We start from the raw sequence: 19,739 nt of genomic DNA on the forward strand, positions 1-19,739 counted from the left end.
ACGGCAGTGGTGCTCATAAGGAACCTATAAAGTCGGTAAAATTAAAAAAACATCAAAATAAAGTGCTAAATCATCACAAAATTGATAATAGGGGTTGCAAATATGCGTCCATCATTCTTATAATGATGTCTCATATATAGAATAGATGTTCAGTATATTGAACAAATAACAAGTTATCAATAATTATTTAAGTCATAACCTTTTATTTATTGTTAGTTATTTATCGCTATAAATCTGCAAACCCTATCTGCAAAATAATATTGACAAGGAGTGTCAACATGTCACAACTGCCACAGCTATCAAACCCAGATCTACTCAAACAGCAATGCTTCATCAAAGATGGCTGGCATGCCGCTAGTAACGAGTCGACGCTTGATGTGAGCAATCCTTTTAATGGCGAGATCATCGGTACCGTGCCAAGCCTGACGACCGACGATGTCAACGATGCGGTTGCGGCGTCTCATGAGGCGCAAATCACGTGGGCGGCCAAAACCCCAAAAGAGCGCGCTGAGCTACTACAAAAATGGGCCGACCTTATCGATGCCAATAAAGAAGACTTGGCTATCATTATGACTGCCGAACAAGGCAAGCCTTTAACTGAGTCACGTGGTGAAGTTGGTTATGCCAATAGCTTTATCCGTTGGTTCGCTGAAGAAGGCAAGCGCGTTTACGGTGACGTCATCCCTGCCAATCAAGCACAGCTGCGCCATGTCATCCTAAAGCAGCCGGTCGGTGTTTGCGCGGCTATCACGCCTTGGAATTTCCCAGCAGCGATGATTACCCGTAAAGCGGCTCCTGCCTTAGCAGCAGGCTGTACCATGATTATCAAACCTGCAACCGAAACACCATTTTCTGCCTTGGCGCTTGCGGCATTGGCTGAGCAAGCGGGTATTCCAGCAGGTGTCATCCAAGTCGTCACCGGTCAATCAAAAACCATCGGCGATATCTTAACTGGCGATGCGCGCATCCATAAACTATCATTTACCGGTTCTACCGAAGTCGGTCGTACCTTGATGGCGCAGTGCGCCCCAACCATCAAAAAGCTGTCATTAGAGCTTGGCGGCAATGCGCCATTTATCATCTTTGATGATGCCGATCTCGAAAAAGCCGCTGAAGGCTTAATCGCCTCTAAATATCGCAACGCCGGTCAAACTTGTGTGTGCGCCAACCGCGTCTATGTACAAGACAGTATCAAGGACAAATTCCTAGATGTATTTGTACAAAAGGTCGCTGAGCTAACGGTCGGTAACGGTATGGATGAGAGCGTCGATATTGGTCCATTGATTAATCAAAAAGCCTTAGAAAAAGTACAAGCCTTGCTACAAGATGCTTTGGATAAAGGCGCAACCCTGATCACCGGTGGTAGCACCAACGGCGCATCAGAGCTGTCTTATAACCCAACGGTGATTACTGATATCACCGCAGATATGAATATTGCTTCTGAGGAAATATTTGGTCCTATCGCTACCATCTTTACCTTTAAAGATGAAGCCGACGTTATTCGTCAAGCCAACGACACCATTTATGGTTTGGCCGCTTACTTCTACAGCGGCAGTTACGCACGCTCATGGCGCGTCACTGAAGGGCTTGAGTACGGCATTATCGGTCATAATACCGGTCTCATTTCTACCGAAGTCGCACCATTTGGCGGCGTTAAGCAATCGGGGTTTGGTCGTGAAGGCTCAAAATATGGCATCGAAGAGTATGTCGTGACCAAATACTGGTGCTCTGATGTTAGTTAATAGTTAGAGCGAATCGTTAGCTGTTTTATATTTTAACCGTTTGATTTAACTAAATATTTAACGGAATTTAGCTTCATAAATTCCTAATATTGCTAAAGCTTAATTACTAAAGCTTATTCTATAAACCGCCATCATATCACTGGCATCTACGTAAAAAGAAAGAAAAGGACATTCTTATGACTACCAATCAATCATTACTTGCGCGCCGTAAAGCTGTATTGCCAACTGGACTGGGTGTGGCTTTTCCGATCTTTGCCGAAAAAGCAAAAAACTCAGAAGTATGGGATATTGAAGGCAATCGTTATATCGACTTCGTTGGCGGTATCTCAGTATTGAATACCGGTCATAGCCATCCAAAGATCACGCAGCGTGTACATGAGCAGCTAGACAAGTTTACCCATACTGCTGCGCAAATGATTAACTATGAATGCTATGTCGATCTTGCTGAAAAACTGTGTGAAAAAGCCCCAATCAGCGGCGACACCAAAGCTTTCTTTTTGACTACCGGCGCAGAAGCGGTTGAAAACTGCATCAAGATTGCTCGTGCAAAAACTGGTCGTCCGGGTGTCATCTCTTTTGTCGGCGGTTGGCATGGTCGCACGCTGATGTGCATGAGCCTGACGGGTAAAGTATTGCCGTACAAAAAGAATTTTGGTCCGATGCCAGGTCCTGTATTCCATGCGCTATTCCCAGCTGAAGAGTTAAATGTCACTGAAGCTCAAGCACTTCATAGCCTTGAGATGATTTTCCAAGCGGATATCGACCCAAGTGAAGTGGCGGCGATGATTATCGAGCCAGTACAAGGCGAGGGCGGTTTCCACCAAGTCACGCCATCATTTGCCAAAGCCCTGCGCGATATCTGTGATGAGCATGGCATCGTACTGATTTTTGATGAAGTACAGTGCGGCTTTGCCCGTACAGGTACCTTGTTTGCCTCTGAGCAGTTGGGCGTTGAGCCGGATCTGATGACCAGTGCCAAGAGCTTGGCGGGTGGTTATCCTATCTCTGCCGTTATCGGGCGCGCTGATATCATGGACGCCCCGCAAGTTGGCGGTTTGGGTGGTACGTATTCGGGTAATCCATTGGCTTGTGTGGCAGCGCTCGCAGTCATGGAAGTTATCGAAGAAGAAAACCTACTTGAGCGCAGTATTGAGATTGGCGACAAAATTGAGTCATTCTTAAAAGAGCTAAATTTAAGCAGTATCGGTCATGTTCGTCATAAAGGCGCCATGCTAGCCTTTGAGCTAATCGATAGCGATGGCAAACCAGATGTTGAGGCGACGACTAACCTAAAAGCCAAATCATTTGAGCAAGGTTTGCTACTAGCGTCTTGTGGTATGTATGGCAATGCCATTCGCGTGATGGTGCCGCTAACGGTTGAAGATGAAGTACTACAAGAAGGCCTTGATATTATCAAAGGCATCTTGACTGCTTAATTGTGTTAAGACTGAATAATACATGCGTCAGATTGGGATTGATATGTTCTTGATCTGAGTGGTGGTTTTACAACGGCGCCTTGCAAGTCAAGACGCCGTTGTTGTCTCCGCTATCAATATATTGTCAAGCTTCTCAGTCGAGAGGTATGGAAAGATAAACATGAAGGGCGATGCCCTGTTAAATACAAAATAGTGTCTCTCTAAGTGTCATAAGCAAGAGGGTCACATGGATGAAGCACGGACAAGGAGTCGGTTATGTCTGAATTAAAGAAATCGTTAGGAACGTTAGATGTTATCGCCTTAGCATTTGGTGCTATGGTTGGTTGGGGCTGGGTGGTCTTAGCCGGCGGTTGGATTTTATCTGCTGGTATATGGGGCGCGATGCTGGCGTTCTTGATAGGCGGGCTGGCCGTGATACTGATTGGGGTGACGTATGCTGAGCTTGCAGCATCAATGCCAATTACCGGCGGTGAACATACTTATACCCATCGAGCGCTGGGGGTTAATGTCTCCTTTATCTGCTCATGGAGTATCCTATTTGGTTATTTCTCAGTGGTCGCGTTCGAAGCGGTCGCGCTCCCTACAGTTGTAGAATATTTTATTCCCAATTATAACCAAGGTTATCTCTGGACCATCGCTGGCTGGGATGTCTATGCTACTTGGGTCGGGGTCGGTATGCTCGGCTCCATCATTGTTACTTGGCTTAATATCCGCGGTATGGAAGTCAGTGCTTGGTTCCAAAAAACGGCTGTATTGGGTATTTTATTTGTTGGTACGTTACTGTTTATCGGTGCGTTACTATTCAATCCTGAAAGCTCAAACTCAGTACAAGCGCCAGCATTCATCGGTGGTATCGGCGGTATAATGGCAGTTATTGTCATGGTGCCTTTTATGTTTGTCGGCTTTGACGTAATCCCTCAGGCTGCAGAGGAGATCGATTTAACGCGCCCCAATATTGGTAAGTTTTTGATTATCTCGATTATCGTTGCGGTAATGTGGTATGTGGGTATCGCGTGGAGTGTCGGGACGACTTTGCCATTGGTACAAGCAGAGAGCTCAACCCTTGCTACTGCTGATGCCATGACCAATGCATGGCAAGGCAAATGGGCAGGTATTCTACTGGTTATCGGCGGCGTACTTGGTATCTTATCAAGCTGGAATGCGTTCTTAATCGGTGGTAGTCGTCTGCTTTATGCCATGTCTAAAGCCCGTATGTTGCCAGCCTTTTTAGGTAAATTACATCCAAAATACAAGACTCCCTCAAATGCGATTTTACTCATCGGTGGTTTGGCGACGCTAGCACCATTATTTGGTCGCAAAATGTTGGTTTGGATCGTTGATGCTGGTGGTTTTGGTATCGTGATTGCCTATACCTGTGTTGCTATCTCATTCTTAGTGCTGCGTTACCGTGAGCCTGATATGGTACGTCCATTTAAGATACCAGCAGGTAAGCTTGTTGGTATGATTACGATTGCGCTAAGCTTTGGTTTATTGATGCTATATATGCCAGGTATGCCATCAGCGCTGACACCCGTTGAATGGTGGATTTTCTTTGGCTGGACTGTCTTAGGTATCGTATTATATAGCTATGCAAGGATCAAATACCCGGGTATCAGTGAGTCGATCATGGCAGAAGAGCTACGCGAATTAAAGATTGTCAATCAGTTGTGGTTAAAAGACAATCCGCCAAAACGCTAATTCTTTTAACAAGATGTTTTTAAAAATTGTCCAAATAAAAAGCCTAACATTCACTGTTAGGCTCTTTGCTATTTTAAAAATCGATTAAGATTTATCACGGATTAGCTTATAGTTTAAAAATTCAGTGATACCAAGATTGCCAAGCTCGCGACCAAAACCTGAGCGTTTGACACCGCCGAATGGGGTATTGGCTTCACTACCAGACGGGGCATTAATCGTAACCATACCGACGTCTAATTTATCAGCGATTTGAGCGGCCAGCTGTGCATCTTGCGTTTGAATAGAAGCGCCAAGTCCAAAGGGTACATCATTTGCAATTTTAATCGCATGTTCGATATCACGAGCCTTATAAACGACCGCCACAGGACCAAATAGCTCTTCACGGTAGACGTCCATAGATTCATCAACGTCTGTCAGAACAGCAGGCTTAAACCAAGCACCGGGCTTGTCTTTGTCCATGCCGCCCTCGACCAATACGGTTGCGCCTGCCTGAATGGCGCTATCGAGCTGCGCTTGCAAGTTGGTCGCTGCCGCTATCGAGGACATGGGGCCTATAAAGGTGCTTTCATCAAGCGGATCGGCTAAGCTCATATCACGTACGGCATCGGTAAAACCTTTGACGAACTTATCATAAACGGACTCAATGACGATAAGGCGTTTGGCTGCATTACAAGCCTGTCCTGTATTGCCAAAACGACCTTCAATTGCCCCTTGTACGGCTTGGTCAATATCAGCATCGGCTGCCACGATAAAGGCATCCGAGCCACCAAGCTCTAGTACGACCTTTTTAAGTGCACCGCCTGCTACCTTAGCAACTGCTTGTCCTGCACGCTCAGAACCTGTCAACGAAACGCCTTGTACTCGGCTATCTTCGATGATGGTCGCTGCTTGCTCATTGGTGGCAAACACATTGTTATAGACGCCATCTGGCAATCCCGCGTCTTTAAAGATATCGGTGATTACTTCTGCTGTTTTAGGGCACTGCGGCGCGTGCTTTAGGATAAGCGTATTGCCTGCCATAAAATTAGGTGCGGCAAAACGGGCGACCTGATAATGCGGATAGTTCCATGGCATGATGCCAAGCAGCACCCCAACAGGTAGCTTTTCTACAAAGGCAGACCCTGAATCGACATCGATTTTATTGGGTGCTAATAGCTGCTCAGCGTTGTCGGCATAGTAACGAAAAATCTCGGCGACCAGTCCGATCTCACCTTTTGCTTGCGCAACCGGCTTGCCCATCTCTGTTGCCACAATACGAGCCAGCTCATCTTGACGCTCAAGATAAATATCAGCAATTTTATGTAGTAGCGCACTGCGCTCACTAAGTGGGACATGACGCCACTCTTGATAAGCTGTAGCGGCACTGGCAATCGCTTGCTGGATATCATGGTCGCTAGCAGTAGGGTAAGTGGCTTCAATATCGCCTGTGGCAGGGTTGTGAATTTGATAATCGCTCATCGCTATGTCCTTTAGTTTAAAATCCATTTGAGTTTACATTTTTATGCTGATAGTTTTGGCTGCTGCTGAGTAATACAGTGAATATTACCGCCGCCAAATACAATCTCTTTCGTACGTACTCCCACTACCTGATGGTCAGGAAATATTTTTTCAAGCTGCTTGAGTGCTAAAGCATCATTTATATCATCATATTGTGGCACGATGACGGCCTCATTACAGATCAAAAAGTTGGCATAAGAGGCGATGCAGACATCTCCTGTAAGACGTGGTTTGGCATCGTCAGACTGCTCAATATCATAGTTCTCAGGTAAAGTAACAGGCTGCTCGGTGCAGCAAAGCTTATGAACTTTTAGACGTCTGCCTTTTGCATCGGTCATATTCGATAGCTGCTCATAAGCTTTTTGCGTTGCTTCATAAAACGGATGCTCAGGGTCATCAGTAAATAAGCAAACCACCTCCCCAGGGCGTGCAAAGCAAGCAATATCATCGATATGACCGGTGGTCTCGTCAGAATCAATCCCATCATCAATCCACAATACTTTTTGCACATTCAGATAGGTTTTTAGCTTGTCTTCAATTTGGCGTTCAGTCAAATGCGGATTGCGTCCGGGGCTTAGCAGACACATGCGCGTCGTTAGTACTGTACCGTCGCCATCGACATGAAAGGCGCCGCCTTCCATCACAAAGTCATCGGTTCGATAACGCAGGATACCTAAATGCTCACAGAGGCGCTCAGCAAGCTTGTCATCATCATCCCACGGCGTGTATAGCCCATCATAATCTCCGCCCCAGGCATTGAATGTCCAATCGCAAGCGCGTAGCTCACCTGCTTTATTAATTAAAAATGTCGGCACCGTATCACGCGCCCAAGCATCATTGCTCGGCATAGCGATAACGTCGATATCTGCTGGCAAGCTATCACGGCATTGTTGATAATCATCATCATTGGCCAGTATACCAACCTCACAAAAATCGTTAATGGTCAATGCGACTGCTGTATAAGCTGCTTTGGCTGGAGCGGCTTGTTGTCGCCAGTTATCCGTACGATATGGCCATACCATCCATATTTTTTCTATAGGCTCAAATTCTGCTGGCATATAAAAGCCGTCTTGCTGTGGTATTGAGCCAGTAATTAATCGGTTCTGTAATAATGACATATAGAGCACCTTATTTGACGATAACGCGAGTGAGCTTGCTTGTTAACAAACTTTATCCATGAGTCAGCAATGTGCCATACATCGATGGACGGCGATCACGGAAAACACCCCATTGATGGCGCTCAGTCGCCAACTGATCCAAATCAAAAGTGGCCGTCAGTATCTCTTCTTTATCCCTAGACGCTTCTTGGATAATCTCGCCGCGACCATCGGTAATAAATGAGCTACCGTAAAAGGCCATGACGCTATCGTTTCCGTTTTGAGTAATCGTCTCATGACCAATACGATTAGAGGCCACTACAGGCATCAAATTAGCCGCTGCATGTCCCTGCATACAGCGCTGCCAATGACCCTTTGAATCAATATCCAATGTTGGCTCATCGCCAATCGCTGTCGGATAAAACAGTATCTCAGCACCCATCAGCGCCATACTACGTGCGCACTCAGGGAACCACTGATCCCAGCAAATACCGACACCGATTTTGGCATACTTGGTATCCCAAACCTTAAAGCCTGTATTACCTGGGGTAAAGTAGAATTTTTCGGCATAAGGGATACCATCTGGTATATGGGTTTTACGATAAGTGCCGAGTATCTCACCATCAGCATCAATCACGGTCACACTATTAAAAAACGTATTGCCTGACTTTTCATAAAAGCTGATCGGTAGTACCACAGCCAGCTCTTTAGCCAGTTTTTTAAAATGAGTGATAGCGGCGTTATCGGCGACAGACGTCGCAAGCTTAAAATAATCAAAGTCATGAACCTGGCAGAAGTAGGGGGTTTCAAATAACTCTTGTAGTAAGATGATATTGGCACCCGCTTGAGCGGCCTTGGTCACTAAGTTAGTAGCGGTATTGATATTTTGTTGTATATCCCAGCCGCAAGCCATTTGGGTCGTAGCAACGGTGACGGTTCTCATGATCTAAGTCCCTTTTGTACATGTAGAGAAGTGGATAACTACTTAAGGGCGCTATTTATGGATAGTAGCTGAATTTATAGATAGTAGCTGACTGAGTATGTATCCATAAATGAGTGCCCATTGCAAAGGCTTGTAATGGTGTAAATTAAGCCATCATATAACCCAAGCCCAAGAACGTCACGACGGATAAAACCGCGCCGAGCATGGCATAGGGGAACTGACTAAAGGCATGCTGCATCGGAGAACATCCAGCGCCTTGGGCAGCAAGTAATGATGAATCACTAAAGAAACAAGCATGACTACCAAATGATGATGCGGATAACAAGGCACCAATCATCAGCGGCGTACTGACACCAAGTGCTAATGATATCGGGAATACAATTGGCATGGCAAGGATATATAAGCCCCAGCTTGATGAGGTGGCAAAGGTCAAAAATGCCATTACCGCAAAGATAACAGCAGGGAAAATAACAATGGTCATATAAGGCGTGATAGCCTCGATAACATAAGCAGTCATGCCAAGCTCATCATTGATGGCTTTTAGAAAAAAGCCGCCGACCACCGTTGATAATGGATAAAGCATCACTTGAAAGCCTTTAAAAATGGCTTCAACTTGGGTCTCAAAGCTTAAGATACCTTGTGCCCAATAAACAAGAACGGTAACGAAACAGGTCAGTAATGCCCCACGTAATAAATCAATTTCAAAGTAAATGGTTGAAACAATCAACAAGATCATTGGGAAAGCAAAGTTTATGATATTGGCTTTAAACGACAATTTACGTTTGGCCTTAACATTTGACACCAGTTGCTCATCGACAAACGCTTCAGGTACAGGTTTACCTGCTTTGGCGCGAGCCTCCGCTTTTTTCATCGGCCCCCAGTCACCTAAAATGCCATATGCTACTAAAAAGACAATAATAAGTGCAAACCAAGCATAAGCCATAAAAGGAATCGCACTCATATAAAGTGCCATACCACCACCATCTGCTGCGACACCATTTTCCTCTAACAAACCTGCAAAATAGACTGCCCAAGTCGAAATAGGAACAATAACGCACATCGGCGCAGCCGTTGAATCGACAATGTAGGCAAGTTTTTCTCTCGATACCCCATAAAAATCTGTCAATTTCTTAACAGACGTCGACACAGCAAGACAGTTTAAATAATCATCGATAAAAACTACAACACCGAGTCCTGCAGTCGCTAATAGGGATTGACGACGTGATTTGATGATTTTTTGAAGCCATTCACTAAAGCCATCGAGACAACCGCTAATCTCAAGCAGCTGAATCAGACCACCCATCAAACCACAAACCAGTACCACCCAAACGATGGTCTCATTACCGAGTACGACAGATATATTGTCAGCGAAAGGGGAGACCAAATCAAACGGATTGAGCATCACAAGACCGGCGACACAGCCTGCGATCATAGATTCAAATGGTCGCCTAGAAACAATGGCGGTGACCAGTACTAACAAGGTTGGTAATAGTGATAAAGCACCCCAAGATTCGTCTGGGCCACGGACAGTCGATAGCCAAGCAAAAATGACATATATGGCAATACCAGCTAATACCGTTAAAAATACTCGCTTATTATGATACTGCCCTTCGACAGCCTCGCTGAGTTTCATGTTCATACTTACGCTCCCTGTAAAACCTCATTGTTTGGAACAAACTCTGTTTTATGGTTGACGCTCAATAGACAGGCTCGTATTAAGCTTTTATTGAGCCCTGTCACAACAATCCATTGCTATGACAGGTGAATGTAACAACAGCCCTTAAAATCAAAACATGTTATTTAATGCCTATTATCCAAAGCTTTTCACTTACTTACATGCCCGTCGTATCTTTTAGTGCATACCACCATGAGCCCATGACAGAATATGGCACACGTAGGGCGCGGCCACCTGGGAACGGAATCCAAGGAATCTTGGCAAAAGTATCAAACTCTTTGGTGTTGCCATTGATGGCATCGGCCAATATCTGTCCAAACAAATGCGAGCCTGTCACGCCATGACCACTATAACCATGAGCAAAGTAGACACGGTCATGCAGTTTGCCCATTTGTGGTACACGAGAAAAGGACAAAGCAAAGTTACCACTCCACGCGTAGTCAATTTTTACATCACGTAGCTCTGGGAATATCTTATTCATATTCGGTCTAATTTTGGCTGTAATATCAGCTGGGTCTTGACCACCGTAGACTGTACCACCACCAAACAACATGCGCTTATCCGCTGACAGGCGGTAATAGTCAAGAATATAGCGTACGTCCTCAACACAGACGTCGGTTGGGAGGAGCTGGTCTGCCAAATCACCTAATGGCTCGGTGGCGATAATTTGCGTCGATACGGGCATGACACGGTCAGTCAGCTTAGGAATGACCTTATTAAGATAAGCATTACCGCATAGAACTGCCTGCTTACAAGTCACGGTGCCAAACTCGGTGATGATTTTGATAGAATCATCGGCATACTCGATGTCGACGACTAAGGTATTTTCATAGATAGTACCGCCAGATTTTTCGATGGCAGCGGCTTCGCCAAGGGCGAGATTGAGCGGGTGGATATGTCCACCTGAATGATCAATAATGCCGCCCACATAAGCCTCTGTTTTTATATGCTCTTGAATACCATATTTATCGAGCATTTCTCTATCATGCATACCATGGCTTTCCCATAGTGCATGCGTTTCTTGTAAATCTTTTAATTGACCCTGATTTAACGCGGCAAAGATGTTCTTTTCTTTCAGATCGCAGTCAATATTATAATCAGCGACCAAACGACGAATGATTTTGCCACCACGGGTCACAAGCTGACCGACGAAGTCTGCATTGTCTTGACCATAGGACTTTTTGATTTTTTGTAGGCTCGCGTTAAGGCCGTTAACAATCTGACCGCCGTTACGACCTGAGGCACCCCAACCAATCTGCGCACCTTCTAGTACCACCACTTCATGATCGGTTTCGATCAGATGTAGCGCCGTCGATAAACCACTATAACCACCGCCGACCACACAGATCTCCACTTGGATATCGTTTTTTAGCGTCGGTCTATCCGGCTTATGATTACGGCTGGCCGCATAATAGCTGTCGGGATATTGACCCTGATCTGAATAATGCGGGATATTGCGTTTATTATTTGAAGATAAATTTTGGCTCGTTGCTGCGTTGCTATTTGACATATTAAACATCCTGTAAATAGGTGAGGTATTCAAGGTTGGTCACTTGCTGAGCGAAGCGCTTGGCTTCTTGCTTTTTGACTGCCGTCAATAGCTCAATCATCTCACTTGGGAATAGGGAATCAATGACATCGCTGCTTTCAAACTTACGAATCGCTGACAGCCAGTCTAATGGCAAAGTTTTAAGCTCGGCTTCGTTATAAGTGATGCTATTTACTGGCTCTGGCGCTTCAAGCTTATTTTCGATGCCATATAGCATGCCTGCTAATACTGCACTACAGACCAGATAAGGGTTGGCGTCCGCCCCAGATACGCGGTGCTCGATACGGCGTGCTTGTGAGTCGCCACCAGGGATGCGTACGGCAGCGGTGCGGTTTTCATAGCCCCATGACACATTGTTTGGTGCCAGCGTACCTGGGGTAAAGCGGCGATAGGAGTTGACGTGCGGCGCAAATAACAAGGTGCAGTCTGACATGGTTTTTAATAAGCCTGCGACTGCATGACGCAAGATGTCTGAGCCTTCATCTGAGCCATCATCGAAGACATTATTGCCGTCTTTATCAAGCAAGCTACAATGGACATGAAAACCATTACCTGATTGCAAGCCAAATGGCTTTGCCATAAAGGTAGCAGTCAGCTTGCGGCGTGTAGCCACAGACTTGACCACCTGCTTAAATAAAATAGCATCGTCGGCGGCTTTTAGCGGGTCATCGACATGCAGTAAGTTAATCTCAAACTGACCACAGCCGTTTTCAGCTAATGCGGCATCAACCGGAATATCGAGCTTTCTGCACTGCTCATAGACCTCATCTAAAAACTCATCAAACTGCAATAAGTCATTGATACTTAAGATAGAGGTTTTATTCAGTCTTAAGCCGCTCTTTGGGCGGATAGGCGGTTTTGGGCTTTCACCTTCGGTGTAATCAATCAAATAAAATTCAAGCTCCGTTGCCATGACTGGCGTCAATCCGAGTGCTTTAAACTTTTTGCTGACATAATCCAAAACGTGTCTAGCGTCACCATAATAAGGCTCATTATCTTCGGTATATAGCCAGACAGGTAATAGCGATGAAGGGGCACTGGTATTCAGCAGTGGGTAGGCGGCGCGTCCTGTAGGGCGAGCGATGGCATCGATATCGCCATTACACTGAGAGGACTCGATGACATCCGCACCCCAGATATCGACACCTAAAATTGATAAGGGCAATCTTATGGCGCCATTTTCTGCTTTTTCCATCTGATTAAAGGGGATGCGCTTACCACGAAGTAATCCGTTGATATCCCCTGCTGCAACGTACACATATTCAGTATTGTTTGCAGATTCGACCATTCCATTGGTTGTCGTCATGTCTAATATCCCTATTGATGTTGTTTTTTGCTCTGATTATGGTTTCGACGCTTATGGTCGCTGTCATTGATAAATGACAAGGTATAACTGTAAATAATGCTAAATAACACAGTGAATCTAAGTAAAACGCTCGCTATAAATGATGGGGTTGTTAGTACCTCCAGCTGATTTTTAATTTTCTTTTTTTTGCCATGTTTCATAATTTTTTACTGCAAAATGAAATACTTAGCGCTGTTTTTGTTGGGTTTTATATCAGAGGGTTACTCGCTATTATTCAGCTTTTGTCTCCTTGTTGTCCTTCAATATAGGCATGAAATTTATAGTTGTCAATTACTATTTAAAAACATTAAAAAGTAATTAATTATATTCAATATTGGTTTTATAACTTAAAAATGAAGTTTATAGTTTACATTGTCCAAAATTTTGTGTTAGATTTTAATCAATAAAACCTCTGTACAGGGCAGTTTTTAAGCCCAGATACCTTATTCAAGGAAGAATAATATGCAAACGTCTCGACCTATTATTGCCATTGTCTCCTGTCATAAGATGGTTGACGGTCAGCCTGCCCAAGCGGTCTATCAAAAATATATCGATGCCATTCACTTTTATGGTGGTAACCCTATCTTGCTACCAAGTACCGCTGCAGAAAGTGAGAACTTTGACGCTTTGATTGCCCTTGTAGATGGTATTTTATTGACGGGTAGCTATAGCAATGTGGCTCCGGCGCGTTATGGTGCCGTACATATTGAAGAAAAGCAGGACTTAGGGCGTGATGAGCTGAGCTTTAAGCTGCTTGCTCATGCAGAAAAAGCCAGTACGCCTTTATTGGCAGTATGCCGAGGCCTGCAAGAGATGAATGTCTATTTTGAGGGCAGCCTGCATCCAGATTGGCGTGAAGTGGAAGGGTTCTATGAGCCGCATTTAGAGGACAATACCCAGCCGCTTGAGGTGCAATATCAGCCGGTTCATGACGTGATTATTCAGCCTGAGGGTAGGATGGCCGCATTTGGTGAAAAATGGCATGTAAATTCGTTGCATAAACAAGCCATCAATAAAATCGGTAAAGGTTTGCTTATCGAAGCACGTGCGCCGGATGGGTTAGTAGAAGCCATCAGCTTAATAAAACATCCATTTATGATTGGTGTACAATGGCATCCTGAGTTAAATTATGCACAAGACGACTTGTCCAAATTTCTATTCAAGGAATTTATTCACCATGCCAGCAAAAAACACGGTTCATAACAGTGCAGAAAACGATATTGAGAAAGAGGGCGCCATGCCCGAGAATGAGATGGATTTGCTAGAAGACGACGAAGCTGATGCTGATGAAGTCAACAGTGATGAGACGCCGTCCGTGCTCGATATTGATGGGCAATCAGAGGAAGACATCGGTAAAAAAATCAATCAGCTGCGCCTAGCTAAAGGCTATTCGCAGCGTAAGCTGGCAAGGATGGCAGGGGTGACCAATACCTCAATCAGTGCGATTGAACGTAATAAAGTCAGCCCAGCGGTGAATACCTTAAAGGCAATTTTGCAGGTACTTGGCTCTGATTTAACGACCTTTTTTAGTGATGAATGGAAAGCGCCGAAAGCCCGCGTGGTGGTCACACCAAAGGATTTAATAGAGCTGAGTGAGCCGACCAGTAAGGTGTCTTTGAAGCAGGTCTATAATTGTAGCACCACCAAGAATCTTGGGTTTTTGATTGAGACCTATCAGCCAAATAGCTCAACAGAAGAGAAAATCACTCATGAAGGTGAGGAGATTGGTACGGTTATCGAAGGTAAAGTGCTGATTCGTATCGAAGATATGACGTATTTGCTGAATGAAGGCGACAGCTATGTGATTGATACCAGTTTTCCGCATACCTTTATCAATCCCACTGATGCTATTACCCGTGTGGTGAGTGCGCATACGCCAACGACTTATTAAATTTAGATCCAAAAAACTGACAGTCTGGTAGCTAAGAAGCAAAGCCGCTATGCCAATTAAGCATCATGTGGTTTTTCTTTTACCTTAGGGTTAGATATAGGCTTGTCCTTAATCAACCTGACTTTATTCGCTGCTGGCTTAGCTAGAATAGGTTTAGGAGCAGATCCAAAGATTTTTTTATGTCTTTTTAACGCTAATGCATCGGCTGCGGCTTGTTCTTCTACCAAGGCCAGCTCATGCAAATTTTGATAGACCGCTAGCGTCTCATCAATCATCTCGCGCATGGTAAATTTATTGGTCATCTCAGGACGGGTAACACTTTCTAGTTGGTTGCGTACCGCTTTACAAAGCGCATTGGCATTGTACTTTTTGACCAACCCTTGTGGATATAGAGGTTGCAGAATCTCACTAAAGGCCGCTTGATCCCAGCCAATGACCGGTGTACCTAAATGAATGGCTTGCAAAGCATTAATGCCGATCGACTCAGGTTGATTGGCAAGTGCCATAACGATATTTGCGGCAGACAACCATTCGCGCATGTCATTACGCTTACTACCTACATAGGTAATGCGCTCGGCAAGCCCCAAGGTATTGCTACGTTGACGAAAATCCTCATGGGCAACATCGCCTGCCCGATAATCATCGTCCATAATGATGGCATGGATATTGGGAAATTGCTCTTGTAGGTTGCCCAAGATATCAATCAGCCACTCTTGTCCATACTCTTTACCAATGATGGTTGGAAATACCAGCCATTTTTTATTCTCAAGCTCGGGGTATTCGGCAAAGGTATGACGCAGCCAATAGACTGATGGATTGTGCCGATAAGGATAGCGCCGCGTATCAACACCGCGATAGATACGTTTAATCACCCGAGGGTCGAGTTCTTCACGGCGCAGCCCTTTTTTAAGATAGTCGGTCACACTATCTGACACTGTGATAATAGTATCGACGTCAAGTAAGGCCTGTGAGTACCTATTGATTGGATAAAAACCATACATGGTCGAGACCAGTTTTGGTCGACGCTTGACGCGTGCACGGCGCAGCGCTAAATGCAGTATCCATGCCGGTGTGCGAGAATGCACATGAATGACATCAGGATCATATTGTTCAATCAAACGCCGCAGCGGCGCGACCTGTAATAATGACAGCCAAGACTTTTTATTCATATATAGCTGATGGTAATGGTTGCCATCACGCTTTAGGCGTCTGACCAAATCGTTGTCTTCACTGGCACTAGAGACAATAATTGAAGTATGATCGTTTTTGACCAAAGCGCGCCCAAGATGAAAAATACCGCGTTCGGATTCATCATGCTTCAAGGACGACAGTAAACGCATAACTTTCATAATGGCGTGGGTCACTATTAGACGATATCAAGCTGCTATTGTCAGTGAAAAGTCATTAAAACTCAACCATCAAGATAAAAAGATAAAGCGCCATAGTAACTATAGTAACTATTATAGGTCGTGATCAATGATAGGAAAATGCAGTAATAAGAGTCAAAGGCTTAGCGCTGTTTTTTAAGGTGCTGGGCATTTGGCAATACTTGTTTTTCACTCAAGTACTTCCAATAACGCTGCGGCAAATACTGCTTATGTAAACGTGCGTTTTTACGCTCTTTGATATTAACATTGGTAAAGTAGCCTTGCCAAAAACGCTGATAACGCTGCTCATCCTCGCTATGAATGCTGGCAGGGTTGCGTAGTACAGTCTCGTCAAGCTCAGTAATGGTTTGCAGGGCAGCAGGGCGCTTAGGTGTACTTTTACTTTTATCGTAATAAATGCCATAGCCGCGCGCCAAATCATAAATGGCCCAATGCTGGTCTTGATAACGCTGACGAAAATGCTCCCCAATCAGTGGCAAGACATTAAAGTCCGGTTCAACACGAGCAAAGTAAATATCTTCAACCGTATGCTCAAAGCGCACAAAGGCTTCCATACGGTGTTTTTCGCGACCAACCGACTTGACCGTTTGCACGAGCTCTAGAACATTAAGATTACCCAAGTCGTCCATAATATGGCGACTTGGGTAATCAATGGCGTATTTGACCACTTGGAATAGCGTCGTACCAATATTGTCTTTTTCTGATAAAAATCCCCATAGGATATTACGCATACCTGAGCGACCTAGAAGCTGATTTAACTTAAAAAGTACTCGCTGCGCATGTTTTTCATTGGTCTCGATGCTAGTTGCATGAGAGAGTAGCGACGGCACGTAGCAGTCCTGCGCGATAAGCTGTAGCGACATATCCTCTTGTAAGTGATTGGCATAGACATAAAATACCGCACTGAGCCAACCCTCAAAACTTGGCTCATAAAGCACGATACTGGGGGTCAATTGATCAAGCTGATAGTTTTGATTTTTGGCAAGTACTGACAGTGATTGCGACATTATTTATCCTAAGATAACTTCATGATTTGGACTAAATTTAACTATTACTTTGCTGTTTAAAACAGCGCCAGCTGCCTATTACGTTGATCTTTAAACTTGGTCTGCGTTTGCGCCAGTACATATTGGCGAAAGTTATCACGGGTTAAATGGGCAAGATGGTCATTTTTACCAGTGGTTGCGATAAAGTATTTGGCACGATTGACCGCCGCGCCCATTTTCTTCAAATGATACAGCGTCAGTTGATTAAACTTGCGCGCTTTGACTATTTTTTTGGCGGTTTTGGTACCAATACCAGGAATACGTACAATCATCTCATAGCTTGCGGTTTGGATATTGACCGGAAAATGCTCACGATGGCGAATGGCCCAAGCAAGCTTTGGGTCGCAATCTAAATCTAAAAACGGTGAGTCTGGCTCCACAATTTCATGCGCACCAAACCCATAAAAACGCATCAGCCAATCCGCTTGATAAAGACGGTTTTCGCGTATCATCGGCACCGGCGTTCCAATCGCTGGCAGACGGCTATCAGATAACATCGGCACATAGCCAGAATAGTAAACACGCTTAAGATCATATTGCTTATAAAAATGACTCGATAGCTGAATCACTTGCAAATCAGTCTCATTACTCGCACCGACGATCATTTGACTGGTCTGACCAGCTGGGGTGAATTTAGGCGCTTTTTTATGCGTTTTACGGCTCTCACGAATGGTAATGATTTCTTCCTTGACCGTCTCCATCGGCGCTTTTAATTGCTCATGAGATTTTTCTGGTGCCAATAAAGCTAAGCCCGATTTGGTTGGAATCTCGATATTAACGCTCAGGCGGTCTGCGTACAGTCCTGCCTCTAATAACAATTCCTTTGACGCGCCCGGAATGGTTTTAAGATGAATATAGCCATTAAAGCGCTCACGGGTACGCAGTATCTTGGCGACCTCCACCAAGCGCTCCATCGTATAGTCGCCACTTTTAAAAATACCCGAGCTGAGAAACAGCCCTTCGATGTAGTTACGGCGATAAAACTGCATGGTCAAATCAACCACTTCTTCGACACTAAAAGCAGCGCGCGGGGTGTCATTGCTTTTGCGCGAGGTGCAATAAGCGCAGTCATAAATACAATGATTGGTCAGCAGGATTTTTAGCAGGCTGACGCAGCGACCATCCTCAGTATAGCTATGACAAATACCGGTCGCGGAAGCATCACCGAGGCCACCGCCTTGGTTTTTGCGGGTACCAGCGGAGGATGAGCAAGAGACATCATACTTAGCAGCGTCCGCTAAAATATTGAGCTTGCCTTGCAGTCGTTCATAATTGATGGTTGCCATAAGCGGTATTTACCATGTCAGTAATGAAAGACTATTTTAACAAAATTAGCGATAAGTCATTGTATTTATGAGTAAAATAGAAATGATAGACGACAACTGTTGTCGCTTGTTGCACCACAAAAAAGGTCTTGTCAACTAGAGAACTAGCAAACAAGACCTTTTAGATTGGCTGGTAAATATCAGACATTCATCTTTTATAGAAATGCTGTATTTATTGTACCTTAGCGCGTATCACCACAGTCTGTGCGGCATTTGGGCTAAGGTTTACCAAGTTCCATTTAAGACCAGAGTAATTCTCTTTAACGATGACGGTATTGCCAACTTGCTGAATGGTTTGATAGCTGTCGCCACCAGTGGTCGCAAGTGTCGGCAGTGGACTGTTCAATGACACCATTCTCACACCACTTGGCAGAGAAACCATGGCATTGATATCAGTCACAGGCTGCGCTGTGGTATTGGTATAGACAGTATGATATTCAATGACATCACCAGGTGCGATGTGGTTAGCGGGTACTGCAACTTCGCGTCCATCACTATTTTTAAGGATTTTCATCACTTTGGTTTGGGCATTGACCACATCAGGCGTACTAAAAGTAGGTTTTAACTGCAAGGTGTCTATAGAGGTTATCGTGGTTACGGGGGCATTGATAACTGGCAGCTGAGCTGGTGCGCTGATAGGTAGTATCTGAGTCGTGGGTAATACTTGAGTGACAGTACTGGTCGGCACAGCGATGACGTCAACACGACTGTTTTGATTGGTCATTTGGTTAGTCACAGGTACGCTGGTGACGGTGGCGCTACCTTGGGTCACAACTGTACTGCTGACACCATTACTAGCAACTTGGCGAACCGTATAACGCGGTACATTGGTAACCTGCGTTACAGCAAACGGCATACCATCTTGCATACTAATGCTATTAGGCGTAGCGGTAATGACAGCCGTTTTACCATCAGAATACTGCTCGACCACAGTAGTACTAGCACCAGTAGAGGGTAAGACGGTTACCTCAGTTGCCGCATTGGCAGCAGGCATGGCCATAACCGTGCCCACCAACAGTGCCGATGCTGTCATAAATGTGGCTTTTTTTTGCATGACACTTGATGAGTAATGAGTCGTAGTGGTCATAATAAAGTCCTTTACAATGA

At 44.8% G+C, this 19,739-nt stretch carries 15 protein-coding genes; 5 read left to right on the top strand and 10 right to left on the bottom strand.

The window, feature by feature from the left end:
• Positions 1–278: 278 nt before the first annotated feature.
• From ABYU67_RS07235 to ABYU67_RS07245, 3 genes are all read left to right on the top strand, one after another.
• Positions 279–1,742, top strand: a complete 1,464-nt coding sequence (locus ABYU67_RS07235; protein ID WP_372844329.1) for an NAD-dependent succinate-semialdehyde dehydrogenase — start codon at positions 279–281, stop codon at positions 1,740–1,742.
• A 176-nt stretch (positions 1,743–1,918) separates the two neighbouring features.
• Positions 1,919–3,178, top strand: coding sequence for a 4-aminobutyrate--2-oxoglutarate transaminase (gene gabT, locus ABYU67_RS07240; RefSeq protein WP_372844330.1), 1,260 nt, complete (start codon positions 1,919–1,921; stop codon positions 3,176–3,178).
• Between the two features lie 255 nt (positions 3,179–3,433).
• On the top strand, positions 3,434–4,876 hold the full coding sequence (locus ABYU67_RS07245; protein WP_372844331.1) for an APC family permease: 1,443 nt from the start codon (positions 3,434–3,436) through the stop codon (positions 4,874–4,876).
• Between the two features lie 84 nt (positions 4,877–4,960).
• Here the strand turns inward: ABYU67_RS07245 and ABYU67_RS07250 are convergent, their stop codons facing one another.
• From ABYU67_RS07250 to ABYU67_RS07275, 6 genes are all read right to left on the bottom strand, one after another.
• Positions 4,961–6,334 (bottom strand): NAD-dependent succinate-semialdehyde dehydrogenase, encoded by a 1,374-nt coding sequence (locus ABYU67_RS07250; protein WP_372844332.1) that lies wholly within the window; start codon positions 6,332–6,334, stop codon positions 4,961–4,963.
• Positions 6,335–6,375: 41 nt separating this feature from the next.
• The gene (gene aguA, locus ABYU67_RS07255; protein WP_372844333.1) at positions 6,376–7,491 is read right to left on the bottom strand and encodes an agmatine deiminase; all 1,116 of its coding nucleotides are present in this window, start codon (positions 7,489–7,491) and stop codon (positions 6,376–6,378) included.
• Positions 7,492–7,543: 52 nt separating this feature from the next.
• The gene (aguB, locus tag ABYU67_RS07260; RefSeq protein ID WP_372844359.1) at positions 7,544–8,416 is read right to left on the bottom strand and encodes an N-carbamoylputrescine amidase; all 873 of its coding nucleotides are present in this window, start codon (positions 8,414–8,416) and stop codon (positions 7,544–7,546) included.
• 142 nt (positions 8,417–8,558) lie between these two features.
• Entirely contained in the window at positions 8,559–10,052 is a 1,494-nt protein-coding gene (locus ABYU67_RS07265; RefSeq protein ID WP_372844334.1) for a Na+/H+ antiporter NhaC family protein, read from the bottom strand.
• A 193-nt stretch (positions 10,053–10,245) separates the two neighbouring features.
• On the bottom strand, positions 10,246–11,598 hold the full coding sequence (locus ABYU67_RS07270) for an NAD(P)/FAD-dependent oxidoreductase (RefSeq protein WP_372844335.1): 1,353 nt from the start codon (positions 11,596–11,598) through the stop codon (positions 10,246–10,248).
• 1 nt (position 11,599) lies between these two features.
• Positions 11,600–12,943, bottom strand: coding sequence for a glutamine synthetase family protein (locus ABYU67_RS07275; RefSeq protein WP_372844337.1), 1,344 nt, complete (start codon positions 12,941–12,943; stop codon positions 11,600–11,602).
• A 501-nt stretch (positions 12,944–13,444) separates the two neighbouring features.
• On the opposite strand from ABYU67_RS07275, the gene ABYU67_RS07280 reads away from it, so the two are divergent.
• Together ABYU67_RS07280 and ABYU67_RS07285 are read left to right on the top strand one after the other, a co-directional pair.
• Positions 13,445–14,185 carry a gamma-glutamyl-gamma-aminobutyrate hydrolase family protein gene (locus ABYU67_RS07280; protein ID WP_372844338.1) on the top strand — a complete coding sequence of 247 codons (741 nt, stop codon included), beginning with the start codon at positions 13,445–13,447 and terminating at the stop codon, positions 14,183–14,185.
• The gene (locus ABYU67_RS07285; RefSeq protein ID WP_372844339.1) at positions 14,160–14,873 is read left to right on the top strand and encodes a helix-turn-helix domain-containing protein; all 714 of its coding nucleotides are present in this window, start codon (positions 14,160–14,162) and stop codon (positions 14,871–14,873) included. Before ABYU67_RS07280 ends, ABYU67_RS07285 begins: the two co-directional genes overlap by 26 nt.
• 56 nt (positions 14,874–14,929) lie before the next feature.
• Here ABYU67_RS07285 and ABYU67_RS07290 read toward each other — a convergent pair whose 3' ends face one another.
• From ABYU67_RS07290 to ABYU67_RS07305, 4 genes are all read right to left on the bottom strand, one after another.
• Positions 14,930–16,222, bottom strand: coding sequence for a glycosyltransferase (locus tag ABYU67_RS07290; RefSeq protein WP_372844340.1), 1,293 nt, complete (start codon positions 16,220–16,222; stop codon positions 14,930–14,932).
• A 161-nt stretch (positions 16,223–16,383) separates the two neighbouring features.
• Entirely contained in the window at positions 16,384–17,268 is an 885-nt protein-coding gene (locus ABYU67_RS07295; protein ID WP_372844341.1) for a TIGR03915 family putative DNA repair protein, read from the bottom strand.
• Between the two features lie 56 nt (positions 17,269–17,324).
• Complete coding sequence (locus ABYU67_RS07300; RefSeq protein WP_372844342.1) at positions 17,325–18,593, bottom strand: putative DNA modification/repair radical SAM protein; 1,269 nt, start codon at positions 18,591–18,593, stop codon at positions 17,325–17,327.
• Between the two features lie 211 nt (positions 18,594–18,804).
• A complete protein-coding gene (locus ABYU67_RS07305) occupies positions 18,805–19,719 on the bottom strand; it encodes a hypothetical protein (protein ID WP_372844343.1) in 915 nt (304 codons plus the stop codon).
• Positions 19,720–19,739: the final 20 nt, after the last annotated feature.

This window comes from Psychrobacter sp. (assembly GCF_041554015.1).
Lineage (GTDB): Bacteria > Pseudomonadota > Gammaproteobacteria > Pseudomonadales > Moraxellaceae > Psychrobacter.

Excerpts from the sequence above, each read along its gene's own strand:
- ABYU67_RS07235 (WP_372844329.1), top strand. The coding sequence starts at position 279 with ATGTCACAACTGCCACAGCTATCAAACCCAGATCTACTCAAACAGCAA.
- ABYU67_RS07250 (WP_372844332.1), bottom strand. The coding sequence starts at position 6,334 with ATGAGCGATTATCAAATTCACAACCCTGCCACAGGCGATATTGAAGCC.
- ABYU67_RS07290 (WP_372844340.1), bottom strand. The coding sequence starts at position 16,222 with ATGAAAGTTATGCGTTTACTGTCGTCCTTGAAGCATGATGAATCCGAA.
- ABYU67_RS07245 (WP_372844331.1), top strand. The coding sequence starts at position 3,434 with ATGTCTGAATTAAAGAAATCGTTAGGAACGTTAGATGTTATCGCCTTA.
- ABYU67_RS07265 (WP_372844334.1), bottom strand. The coding sequence starts at position 10,052 with ATGAACATGAAACTCAGCGAGGCTGTCGAAGGGCAGTATCATAATAAG.
- gabT (WP_372844330.1), top strand. The coding sequence starts at position 1,919 with ATGACTACCAATCAATCATTACTTGCGCGCCGTAAAGCTGTATTGCCA.
- ABYU67_RS07270 (WP_372844335.1), bottom strand. The coding sequence starts at position 11,598 with ATGTCAAATAGCAACGCAGCAACGAGCCAAAATTTATCTTCAAATAAT.
- ABYU67_RS07300 (WP_372844342.1), bottom strand. The coding sequence starts at position 18,593 with ATGGCAACCATCAATTATGAACGACTGCAAGGCAAGCTCAATATTTTA.
- aguA (WP_372844333.1), bottom strand. The coding sequence starts at position 7,491 with ATGTCATTATTACAGAACCGATTAATTACTGGCTCAATACCACAGCAA.
- ABYU67_RS07280 (WP_372844338.1), top strand. The coding sequence starts at position 13,445 with ATGCAAACGTCTCGACCTATTATTGCCATTGTCTCCTGTCATAAGATG.
- ABYU67_RS07275 (WP_372844337.1), bottom strand. The coding sequence starts at position 12,943 with ATGACGACAACCAATGGAATGGTCGAATCTGCAAACAATACTGAATAT.
- ABYU67_RS07295 (WP_372844341.1), bottom strand. The coding sequence starts at position 17,268 with ATGTCGCAATCACTGTCAGTACTTGCCAAAAATCAAAACTATCAGCTT.
- ABYU67_RS07305 (WP_372844343.1), bottom strand. The coding sequence starts at position 19,719 with ATGACCACTACGACTCATTACTCATCAAGTGTCATGCAAAAAAAAGCC.
- ABYU67_RS07285 (WP_372844339.1), top strand. The coding sequence starts at position 14,160 with ATGCCAGCAAAAAACACGGTTCATAACAGTGCAGAAAACGATATTGAG.